General features: G+C 42.8%; 18 protein-coding genes and 1 tRNA gene. 11 read left to right on the forward strand and 8 right to left on the reverse strand.

Features of this window, described 5'->3' with window-relative positions:
* Positions 1 to 48: 48 nt before the first annotated feature.
* Positions 49 to 909, reverse strand: a complete 861-nt coding sequence (tehB, locus tag HMPREF9065_RS04315) for an SAM-dependent methyltransferase TehB (RefSeq protein WP_021616194.1) — start codon at positions 907 to 909, stop codon at positions 49 to 51.
* A gap of 405 nt (positions 910 to 1,314) precedes the next feature.
* On the opposite strand from tehB, the gene aceE reads away from it, so the two are divergent.
* From aceE to lpdA, 3 genes are all read left to right on the forward strand, one after another.
* Positions 1,315 to 3,972 (forward strand): pyruvate dehydrogenase (acetyl-transferring), homodimeric type, encoded by a 2,658-nt coding sequence (aceE, locus tag HMPREF9065_RS04310; protein ID WP_021616195.1) that lies wholly within the window; start codon positions 1,315 to 1,317, stop codon positions 3,970 to 3,972.
* Positions 3,973 to 4,045: 73 nt separating this feature from the next.
* A complete protein-coding gene (gene aceF / locus HMPREF9065_RS04305; RefSeq protein WP_021616196.1) occupies positions 4,046 to 5,941 on the forward strand; it encodes a pyruvate dehydrogenase complex dihydrolipoyllysine-residue acetyltransferase in 1,896 nt (631 codons plus the stop codon).
* Positions 5,942 to 6,055: 114 nt separating this feature from the next.
* On the forward strand, positions 6,056 to 7,480 hold the full coding sequence (gene lpdA, locus HMPREF9065_RS04300; RefSeq protein WP_033002559.1) for a dihydrolipoyl dehydrogenase: 1,425 nt from the start codon (positions 6,056 to 6,058) through the stop codon (positions 7,478 to 7,480).
* A gap of 177 nt (positions 7,481 to 7,657) precedes the next feature.
* Here the strand turns inward: lpdA and HMPREF9065_RS04295 are convergent, their stop codons facing one another.
* From HMPREF9065_RS04295 to HMPREF9065_RS04285, 3 genes are all read right to left on the reverse strand, one after another.
* Positions 7,658 to 8,488, reverse strand: coding sequence for a DUF4198 domain-containing protein (locus tag HMPREF9065_RS04295; protein WP_021616198.1), 831 nt, complete (start codon positions 8,486 to 8,488; stop codon positions 7,658 to 7,660).
* A gap of 126 nt (positions 8,489 to 8,614) precedes the next feature.
* Positions 8,615 to 9,547: a universal stress protein UspE gene (gene uspE / locus HMPREF9065_RS04290; RefSeq protein WP_021616199.1), complete on the reverse strand. Its 933-nt coding sequence runs from the start codon at positions 9,545 to 9,547 to the stop codon at positions 8,615 to 8,617.
* Between the two features lie 120 nt (positions 9,548 to 9,667).
* Positions 9,668 to 10,441 carry an FNR family transcription factor gene (locus HMPREF9065_RS04285; protein WP_021616200.1) on the reverse strand — a complete coding sequence of 258 codons (774 nt, stop codon included), beginning with the start codon at positions 10,439 to 10,441 and terminating at the stop codon, positions 9,668 to 9,670.
* 274 nt (positions 10,442 to 10,715) lie between these two features.
* Between HMPREF9065_RS04285 and dinB the strand changes: the two genes are divergently transcribed.
* A complete protein-coding gene (gene dinB / locus HMPREF9065_RS04280) occupies positions 10,716 to 11,798 on the forward strand; it encodes a DNA polymerase IV (protein WP_021616202.1) in 1,083 nt (360 codons plus the stop codon).
* A gap of 16 nt (positions 11,799 to 11,814) precedes the next feature.
* On the opposite strand, the gene HMPREF9065_RS04275 is transcribed toward dinB, so the two are convergent.
* Positions 11,815 to 12,276 carry an Lrp/AsnC family transcriptional regulator gene (locus HMPREF9065_RS04275; protein WP_021616203.1) on the reverse strand — a complete coding sequence of 154 codons (462 nt, stop codon included), beginning with the start codon at positions 12,274 to 12,276 and terminating at the stop codon, positions 11,815 to 11,817.
* Positions 12,277 to 12,414: 138 nt separating this feature from the next.
* Between HMPREF9065_RS04275 and HMPREF9065_RS04270 the strand changes: the two genes are divergently transcribed.
* Positions 12,415 to 13,332, forward strand: coding sequence for an EamA family transporter (locus HMPREF9065_RS04270; protein ID WP_021616204.1), 918 nt, complete (start codon positions 12,415 to 12,417; stop codon positions 13,330 to 13,332).
* Between the two features lie 388 nt (positions 13,333 to 13,720).
* Positions 13,721 to 15,022: an ATP-binding protein gene (locus tag HMPREF9065_RS04265; protein WP_021616206.1), complete on the forward strand. Its 1,302-nt coding sequence runs from the start codon at positions 13,721 to 13,723 to the stop codon at positions 15,020 to 15,022.
* A gap of 191 nt (positions 15,023 to 15,213) precedes the next feature.
* Here the strand turns inward: HMPREF9065_RS04265 and HMPREF9065_RS04260 are convergent, their stop codons facing one another.
* Together HMPREF9065_RS04260 and HMPREF9065_RS04255 are read right to left on the reverse strand one after the other, a co-directional pair.
* Positions 15,214 to 15,582 (reverse strand): rhodanese-like domain-containing protein, encoded by a 369-nt coding sequence (locus tag HMPREF9065_RS04260; RefSeq protein WP_021616207.1) that lies wholly within the window; start codon positions 15,580 to 15,582, stop codon positions 15,214 to 15,216.
* Between the two features lie 228 nt (positions 15,583 to 15,810).
* Positions 15,811 to 16,632, reverse strand: a complete 822-nt coding sequence (locus HMPREF9065_RS04255) for a D-hexose-6-phosphate mutarotase (protein ID WP_021616208.1) — start codon at positions 16,630 to 16,632, stop codon at positions 15,811 to 15,813.
* A 70-nt stretch (positions 16,633 to 16,702) separates the two neighbouring features.
* On the opposite strand from HMPREF9065_RS04255, the gene HMPREF9065_RS04250 reads away from it, so the two are divergent.
* The 4 genes from HMPREF9065_RS04250 to fadD all read left to right on the forward strand — a co-directional run bounded on the left by HMPREF9065_RS04250 (position 16,703) and on the right by fadD (position 21,718).
* Entirely contained in the window at positions 16,703 to 18,649 is a 1,947-nt protein-coding gene (locus HMPREF9065_RS04250) for an ATP-dependent DNA helicase (RefSeq protein ID WP_021616209.1), read from the forward strand.
* A gap of 2 nt (positions 18,650 to 18,651) precedes the next feature.
* The gene (gene tsaB, locus HMPREF9065_RS04245; protein WP_021616210.1) at positions 18,652 to 19,374 is read left to right on the forward strand and encodes a tRNA (adenosine(37)-N6)-threonylcarbamoyltransferase complex dimerization subunit type 1 TsaB; all 723 of its coding nucleotides are present in this window, start codon (positions 18,652 to 18,654) and stop codon (positions 19,372 to 19,374) included.
* Positions 19,375 to 19,405: 31 nt separating this feature from the next.
* A complete protein-coding gene (locus HMPREF9065_RS04240; protein ID WP_021616211.1) occupies positions 19,406 to 19,960 on the forward strand; it encodes a Slp family lipoprotein in 555 nt (184 codons plus the stop codon).
* A gap of 66 nt (positions 19,961 to 20,026) precedes the next feature.
* Positions 20,027 to 21,718 carry a long-chain-fatty-acid--CoA ligase FadD gene (gene fadD / locus HMPREF9065_RS04235; protein ID WP_021616212.1) on the forward strand — a complete coding sequence of 564 codons (1,692 nt, stop codon included), beginning with the start codon at positions 20,027 to 20,029 and terminating at the stop codon, positions 21,716 to 21,718.
* Between the two features lie 267 nt (positions 21,719 to 21,985).
* On the opposite strand, the gene HMPREF9065_RS04230 is transcribed toward fadD, so the two are convergent.
* A complete protein-coding gene (locus tag HMPREF9065_RS04230; RefSeq protein ID WP_021616213.1) occupies positions 21,986 to 23,371 on the reverse strand; it encodes a cytochrome c peroxidase in 1,386 nt (461 codons plus the stop codon).
* Positions 23,372 to 23,660: 289 nt separating this feature from the next.
* Here HMPREF9065_RS04230 and HMPREF9065_RS04225 point away from each other — a divergent pair.
* Positions 23,661 to 23,737 (forward strand) — tRNA-Val (locus tag HMPREF9065_RS04225).
* Positions 23,738 to 23,823 lie beyond the last annotated feature (86 nt).

Here is a 23,823-nt window from a genome sequence, read left to right on the forward strand (position 1 = left end):
ATCTTCCGCAGTATAACGCGCGGTTATTTTCTTTTCTCAATCGGCAAATTATTTCTTTCTTGCCAACATGGTCACAAATTTCATTTTATAGCGATTGCCGTTTTCATCGGTTTTATGCAGTTCGCCCATGTTTTCGTTGTATTCCAAGAATTCCCAATCTTTGTAGTATTCTTTCAATTCATTTTCACCAAAAGTAAATGAGAAGGGCAGTGGGCAAGGCACTTCCGGCGTGGACATGGCTGCTACGATTAAATTGTAACCACCCGGATTGGTGTGGTTTTGCATGTTTTCAAGAATTGCCGGTACGCGAGTACGATCGAGGAACATAAAGACCACCGTCGACACAATAAAATCATAGTTTTCTTGAATGTTTGCCTCGTTGATATTGTAAAGTGCGGTCTGAATTTTCAGATTTTCTTTCTCTTTGACTTCGTTTAGAAATTGGAGACTGTTTTCATTGTGATCCCAAGCGGTGACATCATAGCCAAGTAAACTCAAATAGAGAGAGTTACGGCCTTGTCCACAACCTAAATCCAACACTTTACAAGGTTTGATGATTTTAGCGGCATCGACTACATCACCGTGCGTGGCGGTCATATTGTATTTCTTGCTGAAGTAGTCTTCCTTGGTGCAATAAAATTCCAGAAAACATTCCAAATCATCGGAAAGGGCTTCAACACGGTGCCATTGTTGCGGTTCAACAAAAGGGGTTTCATCTTGTGGCGTGAAAATGTGTTCGCTCACAATATCGCCATTTTCTGTGAGGACATAAAATTTAAGTTTGCCTTTTAATACGGTGAGTTTTCCCCAAGTGCCGACTTTGGTGTTGTGTTTTTCTTGAAACATTTTTGGCAAGCTGTCTTTGGTCCAAACCGGCATTTTTTTATAGCAAATAAGTTCGTTTTGCATTTTTTTCTCCAAATTTTAGGGTGTCAATAGTTGAGTTTAATGGTAGGTTAATTAGGCGAAATACGCAATATTTAATTCTTTTTTAAATGAAGAGATGATAAAAATCAAACATTTTAGAAAGTGCGGTTGTTTTTTTAAGGATTTTATAGAACATTACAATTTTTAATATATTAATTTATATAACGTTAGTTTAAAACTGTGCAAATATGGGGTATTTTCAAGCGAAGAGAGAAAAATTACTATCATTTTTTCAAAAAATCTAATAACATTTACATTATTTGTTAAAAATTTGTAATGTCAGTTTTTGGCAAATTAGGCTTTTTTTAGTGATCAATTTCGTTGTTTAATTTCTATTAAAAATTAGGGTTAAACGTACTTCTAACTTAACAAAATAAGGAAAAAACTATGTCAGAATTGTTAAAAAATGACGTAGATCCGATCGAAACTAACGATTGGTTGGCATCAATTGATTCGTTGATTCGTGAGGAGGGCATTGAGCGCGCTCAGTTCATTATCGATCAAGTTATGCAACAAGCTCGCGCCGGTGGCGTTTCTTTACCAAGCGGGATTACAACCGATTATGTGAATACCATTCCTGTGTCAGAACAACCGGCGTATCCGGGCAATTTAGACATTGAACGTCGCATCCGTTCTTATGTTCGTTGGAATGCGGTGATGATGGTGTTACGTGGTCAGAAAAAAGATCTGGATTTAGGCGGTCACTTATCGACTTATCAAGCTGCTGCGACAATGTATGAAGTTGGTTTTAACCATTTCTTCAAAGCGGCAACGGAGAAAAATGGCGGTGACTTAGTCTTCTTCCAAGGCCACGCAGCACCGGGGATGTATGCTCGTGCTTTCTTAGAAGGACGTTTAACAGAAGAGCAATTAGACAACTTCCGTCAAGAAGTGCATGGCAAAGGCTTGTCTTCTTACCCTCACCCGAAATTAATGCCTGATTTCTGGCAATTCTCAACCGTTTCTATGGGTTTAGGCCCGGTGAACGCCATTTATCAAGCCCGTTTCTTAAAATACTTACAAAATCGTGGTTTGAAAGACACCGCTGATCAAAAAGTGTATGCGTTCTTAGGCGATGGCGAGATGGATGAAATTGAATCTAAAGGTGCATTAACTTTCGCCGCGCGCGAACATTTAGATAACCTCATTTTCGTCATTTCCTGTAACTTACAACGCTTAGACGGTCCGGTAAACGGTAACGGTAAAATCGTTCAAGAATTAGAAGGTTTATTCGTGGGCGCCGGTTGGGAAGTAATTAAAGTGATGTGGGGTAGCCGTTGGGATAAATTATTTGCCAAAGACACTACAGGTAAACTCACTCAATTAATGATGGAAGTGGTTGATGGTGACTACTTAACCTTCAAATCTAAAGACGGTGCTTACGTACGTGAACACTTCTTCGGTCGTTACCCTGAAACAGCGGCATTAGTTGCGGACATGACTGATGATGAAATTTGGGCGTTACAACGTGGCGGTCACGATCCACTTAAAGTCTTTGCAGCATTCAAGAAAGCACAAAATGCCGGCAAACCGGTCGTGATTTTAGTTCATTCTGTCAAAGGCTATAAAATTGCTGAAGCAGAAAGTAAAAATACCGCACACCAATCCAAAAAAATGTCTGCTGAGAGTATCAAAGCTTATCGCGACTACTTCCACATTCCAGTGAAAGATGAAGATTTGGAAAAACTGCCATATGTGACTTTCCCTGAAGGTTCTGAAGAATATAAATACTTGCACGAACGTCGCAAAGCTTTACAAGGTTATTTGCCGGCACGTCACCCGAAATTTACCGTGAACTTCAAAGCACCTGAGCTTTCAGAATTCTCGGCGTTGTTAGAAGCGCAACCGCGTCCGATTTCAACCACAATGGCATTTGTTCGTTTCTTAAACACTTTATTAAAAGATAAAGAAGTGGGCAAACATATCGTTCCAATCGTGGCAGATGAAGCGCGTACGTTCGGTATGGAAGGGTTATTCCGTCAAATCGGTATTTACAACCCGCATGGTCAAAACTATGTGCCATCCGACCGCGATTTAGTGGCTTACTATCGCGAAGCGAAAGACGGTCAAGTCTTACAAGAAGGGATCAACGAATTAGGGGCAACCTCTTCTTGGTTAGCGGCAGCAACGTCTTATTCTGTGAGCAATATGCCGATGATCCCATTCTTCATTTACTACTCCATGTTCGGTTTCCAACGTGTGGGTGACTTGATGTGGGCAGCCGGTGATCAATTGGCTCGTGGTTTCATGATCGGGGGTACGTCAGGCCGTACAACATTAAATGGTGAAGGTTTACAACACGAAGATGGCCACAGCCACATTCAATCTTTAACGATTCCGAACTGTGTGTCTTATGACCCGGCATTCGCTTATGAAGTGGCGGTTATCATGCAAGACGGTATTAACCGTATGTATGGTGAAAAACAAGAAGATGTGTTCTATTACATCACCACGTTAAACGAAATTTACGATCAACCGGCGATGCCAAAAGGTGCGGAAGAAGGTATCCGTAAAGGCTTATATAAATTTGAACACGTACAAGGAAAAGGTAAAGGCGAAGTGCAATTACTTGGTTCCGGTGCGATCTTGCGTCATGTACGTGAAGCAGCTCAAATCTTGGCGAATGACTACGGCATCAGCTCTGATGTTTATAGTGCGCCATCCTTCACTGAAGCGGCTCGCGAAGGGGCGGATGCGGTTCGTTGGAATATGTTACACCCAACCGAAACACCACGTGTGCCATACGTTGCTCAAGTGATGAACGACAAGCCTGCCGTTGCAGCAACCGACTACATGAAGCTTTTTGCTGAGCAAATTCGCGCTTATGTACCGGCTAAACATTATCATGTGTTGGGTACGGATGGTTTCGGTCGTTCCGATAGCCGTGCGAATTTGCGTGACCACTTTGAGGTAGATGCACACCACGTTGTGGTTGCCGCATTACATGTGTTGGCACAAGAAGGCACGGTTGACAAGAAAGTGGTTGCCGAAGCAATCGCAAAATACGGTATCGATCCTGAAAGATTGAACCCGTTATACGCATAAAAAATAACGAAAAAAACGACCGCACTTGATAAAAGTGCGGTTGGTTTTCCAAACGTTTAAAAGGTAAAAAGAAATGGCTAAACAAATTCAAATTCCGGATATCGGTAGTGATGAAGTGACCGTTACCGAAGTGATGGTAAAAGTTGGAGATACGATTACTGCGGATCAATCCATCATCAATGTTGAAGGTGATAAAGCATCGATGGAAGTGCCGGCACCTGAAGCGGGCGTGGTTAAAGAAGTGTTAGTGAAAGTGGGAGATAAAGTGACCACTGGCACGCCTATGTTGGTATTAGAGAGTGCTGACGCAGCACCTGCACAAGCCGCTCAGCCAGCCGCAGCCCCTGCCGCTGCGCCGGCGACTGCACAAGTAGTTGATGTGAATGTACCGGATATCGGTTCTGATGAAGTTAACGTTACCGATATTATGGTCAACGTAGGCGATCGTGTTGAAGTGGATCAATCCATTATTAACGTTGAAGGCGATAAAGCGTCTATGGAAGTACCAGCACCGGTTGCCGGTATCGTGAAAGAAATCATCATTAAAGCGGGCGATAAAGTGTCCACCGGCACATTGATTATGCGTTTTGAAGTTGCCGGCAGTGCGTCTGCTTCAGCACCAGCGGTCTCTGCGCCAACTGCTGCACCTGCCGCACCGGTTGCCGGTGGTGTGAAGGATGTGAATGTTCCGGATATTGGTGGTGACGAAGTGAATGTCACTGAAATCATGGTCAAAGTAGGCGATAGCATCACAGAAGAGCAGTCATTAATTACCGTTGAAGGTGACAAAGCTTCGATGGAAGTGCCTGCACCATTTGCCGGTGTCGTTAAAGAAATTTTAGTGAAAGCAGGCGACAAAGTGTCAACCGGTTCCTTGATCATGCGCTTTGAAGTCGCTGGTGCTGCTCCGGCTGCTGCACCACAAGCGGCCGCACCGGCGCCTCAAGCTGTGGCGGCTACCGCACCGGCTGCGCAATCAGGCAATGTCTCCGGGTTAAGCCAAGATCAAGTAGTTGCAAGCGCAGGCTATGCGCATGCTACACCGGTGATTCGTCGTCTTGCACGTGAATTCGGTGTAAACCTTGATAAAGTAAAAGGTACCGGTCGTAAAGGTCGTATCGTTAAAGAAGATATTCAAGCCTATGTGAAAACAGCTGTAAAAGCATTTGAAACCGGTACGGTTTCTGCTGCAGCCGCAGGTAATGGCGTGGCAAATGGTGCAGGTTTAGGCTTGTTACCATGGCCGAAAGTGGACTTCAGCAAATTTGGTGAAGTGGAAGAAGTTGAGTTAAGCCGTATTAACAAAATTTCCGGCGCGAACTTACACCGTAACTGGGTTATGATTCCACACGTAACGCACTTTGATCGCACCGACATCACCGATTTAGAAGCTTTCCGTAAAGAACAGAACAAGATTGTTGAAAAACAAAAATTGGATGTGAAAATCACACCAGTGGTGTTTATTATGAAAGCGGTTGCGAAAGCATTAGAAGCGTTCCCGCGTTTTAATAGCTCTATTTCTGAAGATGGCCAAAAATTGACGCTGAAAAAATACATCAACATCGGCGTGGCAGTAGATACACCAAACGGTTTAGTCGTGCCTGTCTTTAAAAACGTGAACAAAAAAGGCATTATCGAGCTTTCTCGCGAATTAATGGAAATCTCCAAAAAAGCGCGTGACGGTAAACTTTCCGGTTCCGATATGCAAGGTGGCTGTTTCACCATTTCAAGCTTAGGCGGTATTGGTACAACGCACTTTACGCCAATCGTGAATGCGCCTGAAGTGGCAATTTTGGGTGTTTCTAAATCTGAAATGCAACCGGTTTGGAATGGTAAAGAGTTCGAACCTCGCTTAATGCTTCCGTTATCATTGTCTTTTGACCACCGTGTAATCGATGGTGCAGATGGTGCGCGTTTCTTAAGCTATATTAATGGCGTATTAGCGGATTTACGTCGCTTAGTCATGTAATCTGTAGGGTGGGTTTCAGCCCACCGATTAATGAGATCTCTTGGTGGGCTGAAAGCCCGCCCTACAAAGATCGCAAAGTGCGGTCAAAAATTTGAACGTTTTTACGAGGTAAAAATGAGTAAAGAAATTAAAACCCAAGTCGTGGTGCTTGGTGCCGGCCCTGCTGGTTATTCAGCGGCGTTCCGTTGTGCGGATTTAGGCTTAGAAACCGTATTAGTTGAGCGTTATTCAACCCTTGGTGGGGTATGTTTAAACGTGGGTTGTATTCCTTCTAAAGCATTATTGCATGTTGCAAAAGTGATTGAAGAAGCAAAACACGCAACAAAAAATGGTATTTACTTCGGTGAACCACGTATTGATTTAGATGAAGTACGTGCTGGGAAAGAAGCGGTTGTAGCAAAATTAACCGGTGGTTTAGCCGGGATGGCTAAAGCACGTAAAGTCACTGTGGTTGAAGGCTTAGCGGCATTTACGGATCCACATACGTTAGTGGCACGCGATCGTGATGGTCACCCAACAACAATCAAATTTGATAACGCAATTATTGCAGCCGGTTCTCGCCCAATTCAATTACCTTTCATTCCACATGAAGATCCACGTATTTGGGATTCAACAGATGCGCTTAAATTAAAAGAAGTGCCGAAAAAACTTCTTATTATGGGCGGTGGTATTATCGGTTTGGAAATGGGGACGGTTTACCACGCATTAGGATCGGAAATTGAAGTGGTAGAAATGTTCGACCAAGTTATCCCTGCTGCGGATAAAGATGTTGTGGCAATTTATACCAAACAAATCGAGAAAAAATTCAAGTTAATGCTTGAAACCAAAGTTACCGCGGTTGAAGCAAAAGATGATGGAATCTATGTTTCAATGGAAGGCAAAGCCTGTAACGATACTAAACGTTATGATGCAGTGTTAGTGGCGATTGGCCGTACACCAAACGGCAAACTAATCGATGCCGGCAAAGCAGGCGTTGAAGTGGATGAGCGTGGTTTCATTCATGTAGATAAACAAATGCGTACTAATGTGCCTCATATTTTCGCAATTGGTGATATTGTGGGTCAACCGATGTTGGCACACAAAGGTGTTCATGAAGGTCACGTGGCTGCTGAAGTTATTGCCGGACAAAAACATTACTTCGATCCGAAAGTGATTCCATCCATCGCTTATACTGAACCAGAAGTGGCTTGGGTGGGTAAAACTGAGAAAGAATGTAAACAAGAAGGCTTAAACTACGAAGTAGCTAAATTCCCTTGGGCGGCATCCGGTCGTGCGATTGCCTCTGAATGTTCAGAAGGGATGACCAAATTAATCTTTGATAAAGACACTCATCGCATACTTGGTGGCGCCATCGTGGGTGTGAACGGTGGTGAATTATTAGGTGAAATTGGTCTTGCGATTGAAATGGGTTGTGATGCGGAAGATATTGCATTAACGATTCATGCCCACCCAACACTTCATGAATCTGTTGGTCTTGCAGCTGAAGTGTTTGAAGGTTCAATTACTGACCTTCCAAATGCCAAAGCGAAGAAAAAATAATAAAGTGGATTAAAATCATTAAATCATCATAAAAAAGAAGAGTTTCCCGCTTAGAAAATATCGCTAAAAAGGAAACTCTTATTTTATGCTTGTTATTCTAACATTCTTATTGGCAGAGAATAAAAAAGCATTTCCACTTAAGTTAGCGAAAATGCTCATTAAGTCATGATAATGCCACTAGTGATGATGTTCGTGCGGCGTATATTGCGCGCGTTTTTCACCTACCGGCAAGACCAATGTCGCATAACTGGCTGAATGTTGGCACACTTTAGGATCGCTAAAGGCTGTTTTATGTACCACTTTGACTTTCCATAATCCTTCAATTAATGGTAAGAAATTCACTTTGCCGTCTTTATCCGTTTTGCTGGAAAAACCCTGAATTTCACGGTGATCTTCAGCAGATTCAATATCTTTAACAACTACGGTGTCTGCTGTTGCAATTACGGTTTCACCAGCCAATGGTTTACCTTTATAGAAAATCTGTAATGGGAAAACTTCACCTTCTTTGAGTTCAGCAGGATTTTTGAGTGGCACAATTTCTAATTCTTGACCTAATTTTTCTTTAAATACTGTTGAATCGGCTTTATCACCGACAGTCACTAAGCTTTTACCAAACATTTGCGTTTGTTCACAATACGTGGCATCCGTCATTTGTTGCATATTTTCTTGCTTCCAACCCTTTGCATTTTGTGACCAAAATGTTGGTTTATAGGTCGCGCTTACCCAATACGAACCTTCTGTCAATGGCTTTTCTGTGGTGTATTGGTAATTTTCCCCTTGTTGTTTGAGCTCGCTGGTCATGCCATTTTTATCGGTTAATTCAAGTGGTGCAAAAAAATGCAAGCGATCTGCTGCAATTTTCTCAGCATACGGAAAATGATGACCGTAGGCTAATTCCGCATTAAGCGCCTCTTTTGTGTCAATATGTGCCGGCGCGACAACCCAAACCTCATGTGCTTGTGCTAAACCGGCTAATCCTAATAATGTGATCAGTAATGATTTTCTCATTCTTTGTTTCCTTTTTGATGGGTGATTAATTAAAAATCAAAATAAAAAGTAATTTCGCAGTGTGAAAAAAGTAATGTAAAAAAAAGGAGTAGTCAATAAAAATATGCACTACTCCAAAAATTTATCTTAATTGTCCTTTTTTGATGGCTTTATGGCTAATAAATTACAGTTTAATTTACTAATTACGTGTTCTGCCGTGTTACCTAAGAAAGCCGCGGATAGACCTGTTCGTCCAATCGTTCCAAGAATAACCAGTTCCGCTTCTAGTTTTTCTGCTACTTGAGGAATAACGTCTTCCGGGAAACCTTCTAGAACATGCGTATGATCATCGCTTATCCCATATTTCTGGCGTAATGCTTTCATATTTAACAAATACTGTCCGCGTAATCCGCTATTGCCGTCGCCAGTACTAAATTCCGGTAAGTCAATCGCCATATTAATCGGGGTTGGCGGATAGGCGGTAACCAGATGAATATTGCCTCGGTCTAAGGAATCGGCTAAGTCCATACTGAGTGAAACCAGTTCATCATTAAATGAGCTATGTGCCTCGTTTTCATCATCAGAAACGTTTACCGCGACCAAAATACGACGTTGATGTTTCCAGTCACCGTCTTTTACCACCAAAATTGGCGTAGGACATTTACGCAAAATTTGCCAATCTACCGGAGTAACAATTAAAGATTTCAAACTTTCTTCTGCTTTCGTGTATTTCACCACTAAATCATAATTATGGGTTTCCACTTCGCGAGTAATGGCTTCTGCTTCATTGCTGTGCCAAACCACAGTAGAGGAGAATTGGATGCCGTCAGAGGCGTATTTTTCAATATACGGTTGAATCGCTAACTTGCGCTGTTCAATGACGTTATGGCGCATTTCTGTCCGCTCTTCAGAAGAAATGAGCGCCGACATTTCGTAGGATAAGTCATAAATGGCAAGGAATAGGGTAATATTGACGGGATTTGGGCTTTTTTGCTCTTGTGCTAAGCGAACGGCTCTCGCAAGGGCGTATTGTTTGTCATTTTCCGGGTTTAAGACCACCAGTATATTATTGAATTTCATACACAACCTCCATTATTGCGATGACAAATAGGGTAGAACATATTTGCTGAAATAACAAGGTACGGTCTTTAAAAAGGTGATCTAGTGCAACATTTTTGCTGCACTAGTAACAAGTCTGGCTTAGATAACCATTTTGATTTTTGTTTTATTGGTACCGGATAATTCGATTAATTCAGCCATATTATTAATCGTAATGTATTTACCTTGAACCGATAAAATCCCTAATTTTTGGAAACGTCCTAACAAGCGACTGATGGTTTCAACCGTTAAGCCGAGATAGTTACCAATATCACCACGCGTCATGGTTAAACGGAATTCGCGGGCAGAAAAACCGCGAGCGGAATAACGCTGGGAGAGGTTATAAATAAAGGCGGCCAAGCGTTCCTCTGCATTCATTTTCGACAATAATAAAATCATTTCTTGATCACTTTTGATTTCATTACTCATCAAACGCATAATTTGTTGGCGTAATTTCGGCATTTTGCCGGATAAATCATCTAAAATATCAAAAGGAATTTCACACACCATCGCCGTTTCTAACGCTTGAGCAAAACTAGGATGCTGCATATTCATAATGGCATCAAAGCCAACCAAATCACCGGGTAAGTGAAATGAGGTAATCTGCTCTTCACCGGTTTCGCTAATGGTATAAGATTTAATCGTGCCGGAACGAATGGCATAGATTGACGTCAGTTCATCACCGGCTTTGAAAAGGACTTGGGATTTCTGAATAGGCTTCTTGCGCTCAATAATATTGTCTAACTGGTTCAACTCGTGCTCATTGAGTGTAAAAGGAATACACAACTGACTAATACTGCAGTTTTGACAATGGATAGCACATCCTCCTGATTGAACTCGACGTCCTAATTTTGTCTCTGTCGTTAGAATTTTCATCTGTTCCCCAAATTCAAAGAAAACGTATTAAAAATGGTGTAAAATTGATCTGCCTCAATAATACCACTAAATGGTCAATTTAAGAAGTATAAAACACCGAGCGAGGATTTATGGCTGCCGAAAAACTCACGAAAAAACGCTTAATTCAGATTCTTATCATGTTGATAATATTACTGATTGCATTCTTTTATCGCACTTTTTCTTATCAACCTGAAATACCGCCTCAAGAAACATCGCAAAAAGTCACTGCACTTTAGTTGTCTGAACTTTAGTTATGTCTGATATGTTGAATGGCAAACCCAGAAAAATTATCCATATTGATATGGATTGTTTTTATGCCTCTGTTGAAATACGCGAAAATCCCGCATTAGTCGATAAGCCGGTTGCGGTGGGAGGGCGTGCTGAACAACGAGGGGTGTTGAGCACTTGTAATTATATTGCCCGTCAATTTGGGTTACATAGTGCAATGCCTACTGCGCAAGCCTTAAAACTGTGTCCGAATTTGGTGTTGTTGCCGGTTAATATGCCGTTGTATCGTGCGGTTTCTCAACAAATTCATCAAATCTTTCAACGTTATACGTCTATTATTGAGCCACTTTCGCTGGATGAGGCTTATTTGGATGTCACCGATTGTGATAAATGCGCCGGTTCTGCCACATGGATTGCGCAGGAAATTCGTCAGGCAATTTTCAATGAACTGCATCTCACGGCGTCCGCTGGCGTTGCGCCATTAAAATTCCTCGCCAAAATCGCCTCTGATCAAAATAAACCTAACGGACAATTTGTGATTGAGCCCAAAGAGGTGAGCGATTTTGTCGCCAATTTGCCTTTAAAGAAAATTCCTGGTGTGGGCAAAGTCACCGCGGAAAAATTACGGCAAATGGGATTGGTGTGCTGTGCCGATGTACAGAAAACGGAGCGTCACCTGTTATTAAATTTATTCGGCAAAATGGGGCAACGCATTTGGCAGTATAGCCACGGTATTGATGAGCGGGAAATTCAGCCGCACCGTGAGCGCAAGTCTGTGGGCGTGGAAACCACGTTATTCAGTAATATTCATCAGTTGGAAGAAGGCGTTGATGTGTTGGCAACCCTGTATCCGCAGTTGGTGAAGCGCGTGCAACGTGCTTGCCCGGAAATGCCTTTGACACAATTAAGAAAAATTGGTGTGAAACTCAAATTTGAAGATTTCCAAGTGACAACATTGGAGAAAAGTGCGGTGGAATTTTCACATGAAAATTTTCAACAATTGCTGGGGCAAATTTGGACACGTCGGCAGGGGAGAAGCATTCGCTTAATCGGCTTACACGTCACCCTGCCGGAAGAAAAACCCTCGGAACAAATGAGCCTCTGGTAATTTAGGCAACATTAGGCTATAGAATAATTTTGCTTTCCGCCTTAAAGAAATTCATCACAAACTGGCTTTTGTAACCTTTCACATGGGCACCGCCGATTAGCACTTCGTGAATAAAACGGTGATAGCTTGTCATATCTTCCGTATGCACCAACAGCAAATAATCATAATCACCGGAAATTTCATAACAGGCGATCACATCCTTTTCCCCGCGCATTTTGCGTTCAAATTCAGCTTGATAATGAGATTGTTGATTATCTAACTCCACCAACACAAATACGCTAATGGATTTCCCCACGGCGGAAGGGGAGACAATGGCCACTTGTTTGGTGATAACGTGATGTTGTTTAAGTAACTGAATACGGCGTTGGCAGGTGGCAATCGTGCTGTTAACCCGATCAGCGAGTTCTTTTAACGGAATGGTCGCGTCAGTCTGTAATTCATTGAGAATCGCCCGATCGAGTTTATCTAAGTGGTACATAATTTCACCATTTGAGAATTTTTACCAAAATTAACGTAAATTTTGAGAAATTATCTCATTATTCCCGATTAATTGAAATGGGTTATTTAGCGCTTTAAGTATAATTTCCCCAAAATCAACTAAGGGTGGAGGAGAGCAATGCAAACGGTATCCAAAGGCGTGTGGCTGTGTATTTTTTCGCAAAGTTTATTTGGCATTATGTATTTATTCAGCGCATGGATGTTGCCGTTAAATGGTACGGATGTTTTTGTTTTGCGCATGATCGGATCATTATTTGCCATATTGGCGATCTTATTACCCATAATGGGCTTATCCGGTTTGAAAACCTTTATTCGCAATGAATTAGGGGCAAGTTGGAAACGCTGGTTAACCTTTTTAATGGGTAGCGCCTTGGCAGGTAGTCAGTTTTGGTTATTTATGTGGGCGCCGGTGAATGGCGAAGGCATAAATGTGGCGGTGGGCTACTTTTTATTTCCCTTAGTGATGGCATTCGGCGGTTATTTATGGTTTAAAGAACGCTTAACCTTATTACAAAAAATGGCGTTATTTTTAGCCGCACTTGGCGTCGCTCATGAATTGTGGACGACACAAACCTTCTCTTGGACCAGCCTATGGGTCTGCTTGGGTTATCCACCGTATTATTTAAGCCGTCGCGCCATGAAAACACCGGCGTTACAAGGATTGACGCTAGATATTATTTTTATTTCAATTCCCTGCTTTATTTACTTGGCATTTCAACCGAATGTAATAGATTTACTGGTCAGCGATTCGCGCTATTGGTTGTTCGTGCCATTATTGGGATTAATTAGCGCCGTTTCCGTGACTGCCAATCTAAAATCCGGTCTATTGTTGCCGGTGAGTTTATTTTCCATGATGAGCTATCTTGAACCAAGCCTGCTTTTTTTATTCGCCATTTGGTTCTTACACACACCGGTGAATGAATCCGCCTATTTAACCTACTTTTTCATTTGGAGCGGATTGCTGTTGTTAATGTTAAACAGCCTCTACCATTGGCGTTTTTCCTCCCGCAAGACGTTACATACAAAAACCGTCTAAAGCAATCAATCATCTCTTCTGTAGCGTGCAACGTGTTGCACGAAATTGTGAATGCCCGAAGTGGTTAAACAACGTTCCGTGCGTGGTTCGGTCGTGCAACAAGTTGCACGCTACGCACGAAATCGTGAATGCCCGAAAGTGGTAAATAACGTTCTGTGCGTGGTTCGGTCGTGCAACAAGTTGCACGAGACGAGAGGGCAAATATTACGCTAGCGTATGGTTTTTATAGCTAGACTTTGGTCGGCGATAATCAAAAACTTTTCCATTGAATAAATGTTAATTTATTACATTTTTACGTTGGAAAAAGTGTATTTACATGGATTTTTTCGTTAGAAAAAATGTTTAAAGCTCGCTATAATCTATTCAATTCATCACTTTGAGAAACATTATGCAGCGAAAAATTATCCAATCTTTAGAAAAATGGAAGCACAAAACCAACCGCAAGCCATTGATTATCCAAGGGGCAAGGCAGGTTGGTAAAACTTGGGCGATGAAATACTTTGGCGAGACATCCTTTGAGAAAGTGGCGTATATCAACTTTGATAATAACCCTCGCATGAAAACGTTATTTTCTGGCGACTATGATATTGAGCGCTTAATACTTGGTTTGAAAATTGAAAGCGGTGTCGATATTCAAGCAGAAAACACCCTGATTATTTTTGATGAAGTGCAAGAAGTCCCGCAAGCATTATCATCACTGAAATACTTTTATGAAAATGCACCGCAGTTTTATATCATCGCAGCAGGTTCATTACTGGGAGTATCATTACATCATCAAGCGTCATTTCCTGTCGGCAAAGTGGACTTTCTACCGCTTTATCCCATGGATTTTCACGAATTTCTAACCGCACTTGGCAAACAAGATTTGGTGAAATTGCTTGAACTGAAGGACTGGTCGCTGATTACAGCAATGAAAACGACCTATATTGATTTGCTCCGCTTATATTATTTTGTCGGCGGTATGCCGGAAGCGGTAAAGGTATTTGTTGACACACAAAATGTTAATGACGTTCGCCAAGTGCAGCGCAACTTATTGATGGCGTATGAGCAAGATTTTTCCAAACACATTTCAGATGGCAATACAGTGCAAAAAGTGCGGTCAATTTGGGCTTCCATTCCTGAGCAACTTGCCAAAGAAAATAAAAAATTTATCTATGCTCAGTTACAAAAAGGGGCGAGAAGCAAAGACTATGAAATTGCGTTGCAATGGCTAAAAGACAGCGGTTTGGTGCATCCTGTACCTCGCGTGAAAAAGCCGCATTTGCCTCTTTCCGCCTATGAAGATAATGCCTTTAAATTGTATGGTTTAGATGTGGGACTGCTTGCCGCGCAAAGTCATTTAGACGCGAGTGTATTGCTAGAAGGCAGCCGTATCTTCAGCGAATTTAAAGGCGCATTGACTGAACAATACGTCCTGCAACAGCTGATTGCCACACAAGACAATCCGGTGTTTTATTGGGCAACTGAAAAAGGCACGGCAGAGGTTGATTTTATTGTGCAACGTAAGCAAGCTGTGATTCCGATTGAAGTCAAAGCGGAAGAAAATTTAAAAGCGAAAAGTTTGAAAATGTACGTAGAACAATTTCAGCCTGAACAGGCTATTCGCTTTTCCATGGCGGATTATCGGGAACAGGATTGGCTGGTGAATGTGCCGTTGTATAATATTGAATCTATCTTAGCCGAAAATTAAGGAAGCTATGATGATTGATAATACATTTATTGCAGTCGGCATATCATCTTCTTATCCTAGTAAGGATTTTCCTAATAAAAAGGTTAATGACATATGTTTTGAGCCTCTTGATTAAACAAATATACTTACAAAAAATCCCCTAAATTCTCCAGTGAGAAATTTAGGGGATTATTGTTTTAAATAAGACGTGCTTATTTCATGCCTTTCTTAACCAAATCCTCATAACCGCCATGGTTGGTGACATTGGTATAGCCGGCTTTTTTCAGTGCGTTTAACGCCACTTCTGCACGGCGACCGCTGCGGCAGTAGAGGTTGATAGGTGCGTCTTTATCCGGGCTAACGGCTTGGATGCGGTCAAGGATTTGCTCGTGCGGAATGTTAATCGCATCTTGTAAATGGCCTGCATTAAATTCTTCGGCGGAGCGAACATCGATCCAAACGCCTTTTGTGTTTGCTTGCTGCGCCATTGCTTTTTCTGTTTCTGGCATAGAAGCTGCAGAGGCAGATAAGGGCGCTGTCATCGCAGCAGCGAAAACGACCGCAGTCATTAATTTTTTCATGATTTAATCTCCTTTTATATGGATGGTTATGTGTTTTAAACCGCGCACTATGTTACTCACAAACACGACAGTAATAAATGGCAAAGTTGGTTAAAAATAAAACATTTTACGAATTGCTTTGATAGGGAGCTAAGGGGATTTAAGGGAATTTAGCCAAAGCTCAAGCGATCAGATGTTGAGTGTTGAAAAATATCTAAAAATCTGACCGCACTTTGATCTATTTTAGAACTATTTCACACTCAATCTCACCGCCACGGTTTCGCCAGCCTCAAGATAGCGATGGATTCGCGCGGTTTCTACGCATACCATGGTTTGATAGCCGTTTTCAGACATACTGCTTGTGGCTTTGTGCCATGGATTCCATAACACCACATCGCTGGCATTTTGATGTGTCACGAATAGGGTGCGTTGGTTGGCTTGGTCGTGAATTTCCGTTGGCTGTTGTGGCGCGGTATAAATGCAATCCACGTTTTCATTGATAATGCGTGGTGAAGGCACGGTTTCCTGTGATTGGGTCAGGGAGTTAAAACATTCCGTTGGTAGGTTGACGATACTCGTGTTGGTAATATTGCCAATGTTGAAATAACTGTGCAGCGCCAGTTGCACGTTTTCCATGCCGGTTTCGCCGTAGTGAGTAAAGCGTAGGTCGCAATGTTCGGTGAATAGCATTTCAATTTTAGCCAAAATGAGGCGGTGTTTTGAAAACAACGAAAAAACCAACCGCACTTTGTCGCTGCCAATCTCGTAGTCGCTTAATTGCCATAGGCTGGTGCGAGCGAAGCCATGCGCCGGCGTGCCGGCATTATTAAACCATGGATAGCAAATCGGGATGCCGCCACGAATTGCCGTGCCGGCTTTAAACGGTTCGATGTCACTTAACCACAATACGTCTTGTTTGCTGTGCGCCGGTTCCCAACTGAATAAATGCGCTCCTTGTAAGGCGATTTTGGCTGTGCCGACGGCGTGGTGTAAATGTAAAACAGGAATGTCGTTATACGCATATAAACTCAATTCCGGTGTGATTTGTTGTTGTAATTGAATGTTCATCATCTTGTCCTTGTTGATTCAGAAAGAGGGGAAATCTGCTATACTGTGCCGACTTTTTAACAGGTGAAAAATAATGGCGTATTCAAAACAAATTAGCAAGGCATTTTCCCCAGACGGTGCATTGAGTGCCCATATCAAGGGCTTTCGTCCCCGCGCAGAACAGGTCGATATGGCGGAGGCGGTAGGCAATGCCATTGAACAGCAGGGGGCGTTAGTGGTGGAAGCCGGTACGGGCACGGGCAAAACCTTTGCGTATTTGGCGCCGGCGTTATTGGCGAAAAAGAAAACCATCATTTCCACCGGTTCCAAAAACTTGCAAGATCAGCTGTTCAATCGCGACTTGCCCGCTATTCAAAAAGCCCTCGGGTACAGCGGCAAAATTGCCTTGCTCAAAGGGCGTGCCAATTATTTATGTTTAGAACGTTTGGAACAGGTGATTGCGCAAGGCGTGCTGGGTGATCGCAGTGTGCTGCACGATTTATCCAAAGTGCGCAAATGGCGTAATGCCACGAAGACCGGGGATTTGTCCGAATGTATTGAAATTGCCGAAGACAGCCCGATTTTGCCTCAACTCACCAGTACAGCGGAAAGTTGTTTGGGGAGTGATTGCCCCAATTATGCGGATTGTTTTGTGGCATTGGCGCGTAAAAAAGCGCTGAATGCCGATTTGGTGGTGGTCAATCATCACTTATTTTTTGCCGACATGGCAGTGAAAGAAAACGGCTTCGGCGAATTGATCCCGAATGCAGAAGTGATTGTGTTTGATGAAGCGCACCAACTGCCTGATATCGCCAGCCAATATTTCGGTCAATCCGTTACGTCCCGCCAACTTTTTGATTTATGTAAAGACATTCAAATTACCTACCGCACCGAAGTGAAAGACATGAAACAGCTTGGTGTGGCGGCGGATCAGCTATTAAAAATCGTGCAGGATTTCCGTTTAATATTGGGTGAAGGCAATTTGCGCGGCAACTGGCGGCAAATGCTACAACAAAGTGCGGTTAAAAAAGCCTTTGATTTTTTATTGGAAAAACTGAATTTCACTGCCGAAGTGGTGAAATTAGGCTTGGGGCGTTCACAAACGCTGGACAGTATTTTTGAGCGCATTGCGCAGTTACAAAATTTACTTAAACGCCTGACGGAGACAGAAATCACCGGGTATTGCTATTGGTTTGAGTGTATCGGTCGCCAGTTTGGGCTGCATATTACGCCGCTCACCGTGGCGGACAAGTTTGGTGAGCAAATGGCGAAACAAAAATGCGCGTGGATTTTCACCTCAGCTACCTTGGAAGTGGGCGGCACTTTTGCCCATTTTTGCCAGCGTTTAGGCATTCAACATGCTGAGCAGAAAATTCTGCCGAGCCCTTTTAATTATGCAGAGCAATCCTTGCTTTGCGTGCCGCGTTATCTGCCGGCAACCAATCACAGTGGCACGTTCACTCAATTAGGCAAAATGTTACTGCCGATTATCGAAGCCAACCAAGGCCGTTGTTTTGTGCTTTGCACGTCGTACGCCATGATGCGTAGCCTGGCGGACTATTTTCGTGAAAACAGTGAACTGACGATTTTATTGCAGGGCGAAACGGCGAAAACCACGTTGTTGGAACAATTTATTTCGCAATCGCACAGCGTGCTGGTGGCCACCTCCAGTTTTTGGGAGGGCGTGGACGTGCGGGGCGATGCCTTGTCGCTAGTGATTATCGATAAATTGCCCTTTACTGCACCTGATGAGCCATTATTGAAAGCACGCATTGAAGATTGCCGTTTGCAGGGCGGCGATCCATTTAACGATATTCAGATTCCCGAAGCGGTGATTACCTTGAAGCAGGGCGTAGGGCGGTTAATTCGTGATGTGACTGATCGCGGTGCTGTGATTATTTGCGATAACCGTTTGGTGATGCGCCCTTATGGAGAAACCTTTTTGCGCAGTTTGCCGAATTTTAAACGTACGCGGGATTTGCACAAAGTGGTACAATTCTTAACAACGTTAAAGACAGACGATAACAACGAATCAATATAAATATGAAAAATGTCACATTATTAGCTTTAGATACCGCAACAGAGGCTTGTTCTGTTGCTTTGTTACGCGGCGGTGAAAAAACACATTTAGTGCAATTTGCCCAGCGTGAACATACCAAACATATTTTGCCGATGGTGGATGAAATTTTGGCTCAAGCAGGCATTACACTACATCAAGTGGATGCCTTGGTTTTTGGGCGTGGTCCGGGTAGTTTTACCGGTGTGCGCATTGGTGCTGGCATTGCGCAAGGGTTAGCCTTCGGGGCAGCGTTGCCGGTGATTTCGGTGTCCAATTTAGCCGCAATGGCACAAGCTGCCTATGTGCAATATCAGGCAGAAAATGTGCTGACAGCCATTGATGCTCGTATGAATGAAGTGTATTTTGCCCAATGGCAGGCACAAAAAGTGCGATCAGATTTCGGCGAGTTTTTAGATTGGCAGCCGATGATTGCCGAGCAGGTGTGCAGCCCATCAAAAGCCATTGAGCAGGTGGTTCAACAACATCATGAAAACGCCGTTTTAGTGGGAACTGGCTGGGCGGCTTATCCTGAATTAAGCGACGCGAATCTTGGTAAAGCGACAGAGATCACCTTGCCTTCCGCATTATATATGCTGGATTTGGCATTGCCAAAATGGTTTGCCGGCGAGACCATTAGCCCGTTAGAGATTGAGCCGATTTACTTACGCAATGAAGTAACGTGGAAGAAATTGCCGGGGCGAGAATAGATTTTAATCACCTTTTGAGAGGAGCATTAAAATGAGCAAAAAAATAGGGTTAATATTCACCGCACTTTCTCTTGTTTTAACCGGTTGTGTGTCGGCGCCGCAAGGGTTAGAGCCAAAACAATTTGATGCGTTAAATTTAAATAACATCCAACCGCAAGATTATGACTGCCGTTGTGTGAAAGTGCGTTTGGGCGGCAAAGTGATTTCCGCTACGGCATTGAAAAATCAGACAAAAGTGGAAGTGTTGAATCAGACGGTCGCCTATTTCTCCGCAAAACCGATCATTGATAGCCATAGTAATGGGCGCTTTATTGCCTACTTAAATGGCTTTGTGGATCCGGAAAACTTAAAAGATCAATACATAACCGTTGCCGGCGTGCTAAGTGGCAAAGAGCAGGGCAAAATTGATCAAGCGGATTACAGCTATCCGGTGGTGCAGGCGCATCAATATCGACTTTGGAAGTTAGTACAAGAATATTATTACGATCCGGACGACATGTATGATAACGGACCGTTTTATCCATACGGTTGGGGCGCACCGAGATTCATGTGGGTCGAACCACGTCTTCGCTATAATTTGTATTAAGTTTGGGCGGAATGTTAGAATTCCGCCTCATTTTATAAAAATAAAGAAAAAAGATTAGGGATTACCATGACTAAACCTTGGTTTCAAAATTATCCGGAAGGTTCTGAGCGTGAGTTGGATACGTCAGAATACGATTCGATTTTAGATATGTTTGATAAGGCGATTCGCGAACACCCTGACCGCGCCGCTTACATTAATATGGGACAAGTGTTAACGTTTCGTAAATTAGAAGAACGCAGCCGTGCTTTTGCGGCCTATTTGCAAAATGAATTGAAGTTGGAACGTGGTGATCGTGTGGCATTAATGATGCCGAATTTGTTGCAATATCCAATCGCGTTATTTGGGATTTTACGTGCAGGCCTTGTGGTGGTGAACGTGAATCCGCTTTATACGCCACGCGAGTTAGAACATCAACTTCAAGACAGCGGCGCCAAAGCCATTGTGGTGGTGTCTAACTTTGCCTCTACGTTAGAAAAAATTGTTTTCAACACTTCTGTGAAGCATGTGATTTTGACCCGTATGGGCGATCAGTTGTCTTTCGGTAAACGCACATTAGTGAACTTTGTGGTGAAATACGTGAAGAAACTCGTGCCAAAATATAAGTTGCCAAATGCGGTCACGTTCCGTGAAGTATTGAATGTGGGGAAATATCGTCAATATGTCCGTACGCAAATGGAACGCAATGATTTGGCCTTTTTGCAATACACAGGCGGCACGACGGGCGTAGCAAAAGGGGCGATGTTATCGCACGGTAATATTATCGTGAATGTGTTCCAAGCCAAGTGGATTGCCCATCCTTTTGTGGGCGATCGTAGTCGTGAACGATTAGCTATTTTGGCCTTGCCTCTGTATCACGTTTTTGCCCTCACCGTGAACTGCTTGCTGTTTATTGAATTGGGGGTGACAGCCGTATTAATTACGAACCCGCGTGATATTCCGGGTTTTGTTAAAGAACTGAAAAAATATCCGTTTGTGGCGATTACCGGCGTGAATACCTTGTTTAACGCCTTGTTAAACAATGACGAGTTGAAGAACGTGAATTTTTCTGCCTTAAAACTTTCTGTAGGCGGCGGCATGGCGATTCACCAATCCGTTGCCACTCGTTGGCATGAATTGACCGGTTGTAACATCATTGAAGGTTACGGCATGACGGAATGCTCACCGCTCATTGCAGCATGCCCGGTGAATGTAGTGAAGCATAACGGCAGTATTGGTGTGCCGGTGCCGAACACGGACATTCGAATTGTGAAAGAAGACGGCACTGAAGCAGCACTTGGTGAAGCAGGGGAGTTGTGGGTGAAAGGCGAACAGGTGATGCAAGGGTATTGGCAACGCCCGGAAGCCACCGCAGAAGTGATCAAAGACGGTTGGATGGCAACCGGTGATATTGTGATCATGGATGAAAGTTACAGCTTGCGCATTGTGGATCGCAAAAAAGACATGATTTTGGTGTCCGGTTTTAACGTGTATCCGAATGAAATCGAAGATGTGGCGATGTTAAACAATAAAGTGGCGGAAGTGGCGGCAATCGGCGTACCCAATGAGGTATCCGGGGAAACCATCAAACTTTTTGTTGTGAAGAAAGAGGAAAGTTTAACCCGCGATGAATTACGACAACACTGCCGTAAATATTTAACCGGCTACAAAATTCCAAAAGACATTGAGTTCCGTGAGACATTGCCGAAAACCAACGTGGGTAAAATTTTACGTCGTGTTTTACGTGATGAAGAAATGGCGAAACGTGCGACAACCGCCTAAGTTATTTTATTAATCAATGCGAGAGAGAATGTCGCTTTACAGCACATTCTCTCCTTTATTTCTATGACATATCAAATAAAAGAATGTAACAGTTCGTAGCGTGCATCTTGATGCACGACCAAATTACGCACGGAACGTTATTTAACTCTTTCGGGCATTCATGATTTCGTGCAACAAGTTGCACGCTACGATTCTAAAAAAGTGCGGTGAATTTTTACGGCGTTTAAAAACGTGTTGAAAATCCACCGCACTTTTTATTGATTGCGATTATTGCAATTTCTTACCTTCAAACTCACCATTGAGACTTTCCAAGAAAGACGTAATGTCATCAATGTCTTGCTGTTGCGGTTTCACATTACTTTGATATTTCAGCATGATACGAACGGCTTCTTTCAAGTCTTTTGCAGAGGCATCATGCATATAAGGCGCAGTTAATGCGATATTACGCAATGACGGCACTTTAAAGCGATGCATATCATACGGATCCTTGGTTTGAGCGAAACGACCTTGATCGGCTTCAGTGATTGGTGTGCCACGATCTTTGAAGTAATCACCGTAAATACCCATGTATTCGTAAGATTGGCCGCCCATATTCACACCGGTATGGCAGGTATCGCATTTATATTTTTTAAATAATTCGTAGCCTTTTAATTGCTGTTCATTTAATGCGGTTTTATCGCCTTTTAAGTAGCGGTCAAAATCGCTATTTGGGGTGATCAAGGTTTTTTCATATTCACCGATCGCGTGGGTTAATGTCGCTTGGCTTACTTCAGGATACACTTTTAAGAATTCTTTTTTGAATTCTTCATCCTGTTTAAATTTCGCTACGATGTCATCCCATGAATGGCTGCCCATTTCGACCGGATTAATGGGTGGTCCTCCCGCTTGTGCGGCAAGATCGATTGCGCGGCCATCCCAGAATTGAACAAAGTTAAATGCGGCATTAAATACGGTTGGCGCATTGATACCCCCTTTTTTACCGTCAATACCGGTAGAGACATCTAAGCGGTCAACCCCACCTTTGTCAAGCTGGTGACAGCTGTGGCATTGAACGGTGCCATCTGCAGAGAGGCGGTCATCCATAAAGAGTTTGCGACCAAGTTCTACTTTGGCAGGATCGGTCATAATAGCATCGGGAATTGGTTGGATCAGATTGTGGGAGTTGGCGCCTTGCGTATTTGCCGGCAAAAAGGCCTGGCGTTGCTCACGAATCCAATTTAATAACGTGGTTTTCTCACTGTCATCAGGGCGACTTCCCCAGTGAATATGGCGGAATTTAGCTACCGGCATTTCGTTATTTTCAATCACACGTTCAAGTTTTGCTAAATCCACTTCAGATAATTTACTCGGATCTTTTAAGCCATCCAGTAATTTATTTAATAAAAAGACGCGTTTACCTGATTCAATATCATGGCTTAAGACAGAATCTGCGAAGGGAAGGTTAGCGTAGAAAGGCAAATCAGCATTCGAGGTATGACAATACTGGCAACCATTATCAAACAAAATTTTGGCAACCTTCTGTTGTTCAGCAGAGTAATTACCCTCAGCAAGTAATTTTTCTGATTGTCCTTTATCATATTGATGGATATATCCAACAACGCCTAAATAACCGGCAATCGCAATGACTGCGGCTTTAAGTGCAAATTTTTTCATCCTTTGTGCTCCAATGTTAGAAAAGTAAAAACAGCAGCGCGATTTTGACGAAAAACGAAATCTAAATATATGATTTAAATCAATAAAAATGATTTGAAAAAACGATGGGTGAAATTGATTGCATTAATCAAAAAGAGGTATTTTATGAAATGACTTGTCATTAAAGCATGGTAAACCCAAACACCAAAAGGAAAATTCCGTTTTTTGTATATTTTTTTTGCATTCAGTCAACAAATACGATAAAAAGCTTGTGTTAATATAAAAAGCTAGATATTATCGCACGCAATTTGCGACCGTAGCTCAGTTGGTTAGAGCACCACCTTGACATGGTGGGGGTCACTGGTTCGAGTCCAGCCGGTCGCACCATCTTTTCTTTTCATAAAGTTCCATTCATCACATAAAATCAAATATTTGTAGCCTTTTTGTTTGTTTTATTGTGTCATAGAGTTTCA

Origin of the sequence: Aggregatibacter sp. oral taxon 458 str. W10330, assembly GCF_000466335.1 — a bacterium.
GTDB lineage: Bacteria > Pseudomonadota > Gammaproteobacteria > Enterobacterales > Pasteurellaceae > Aggregatibacter.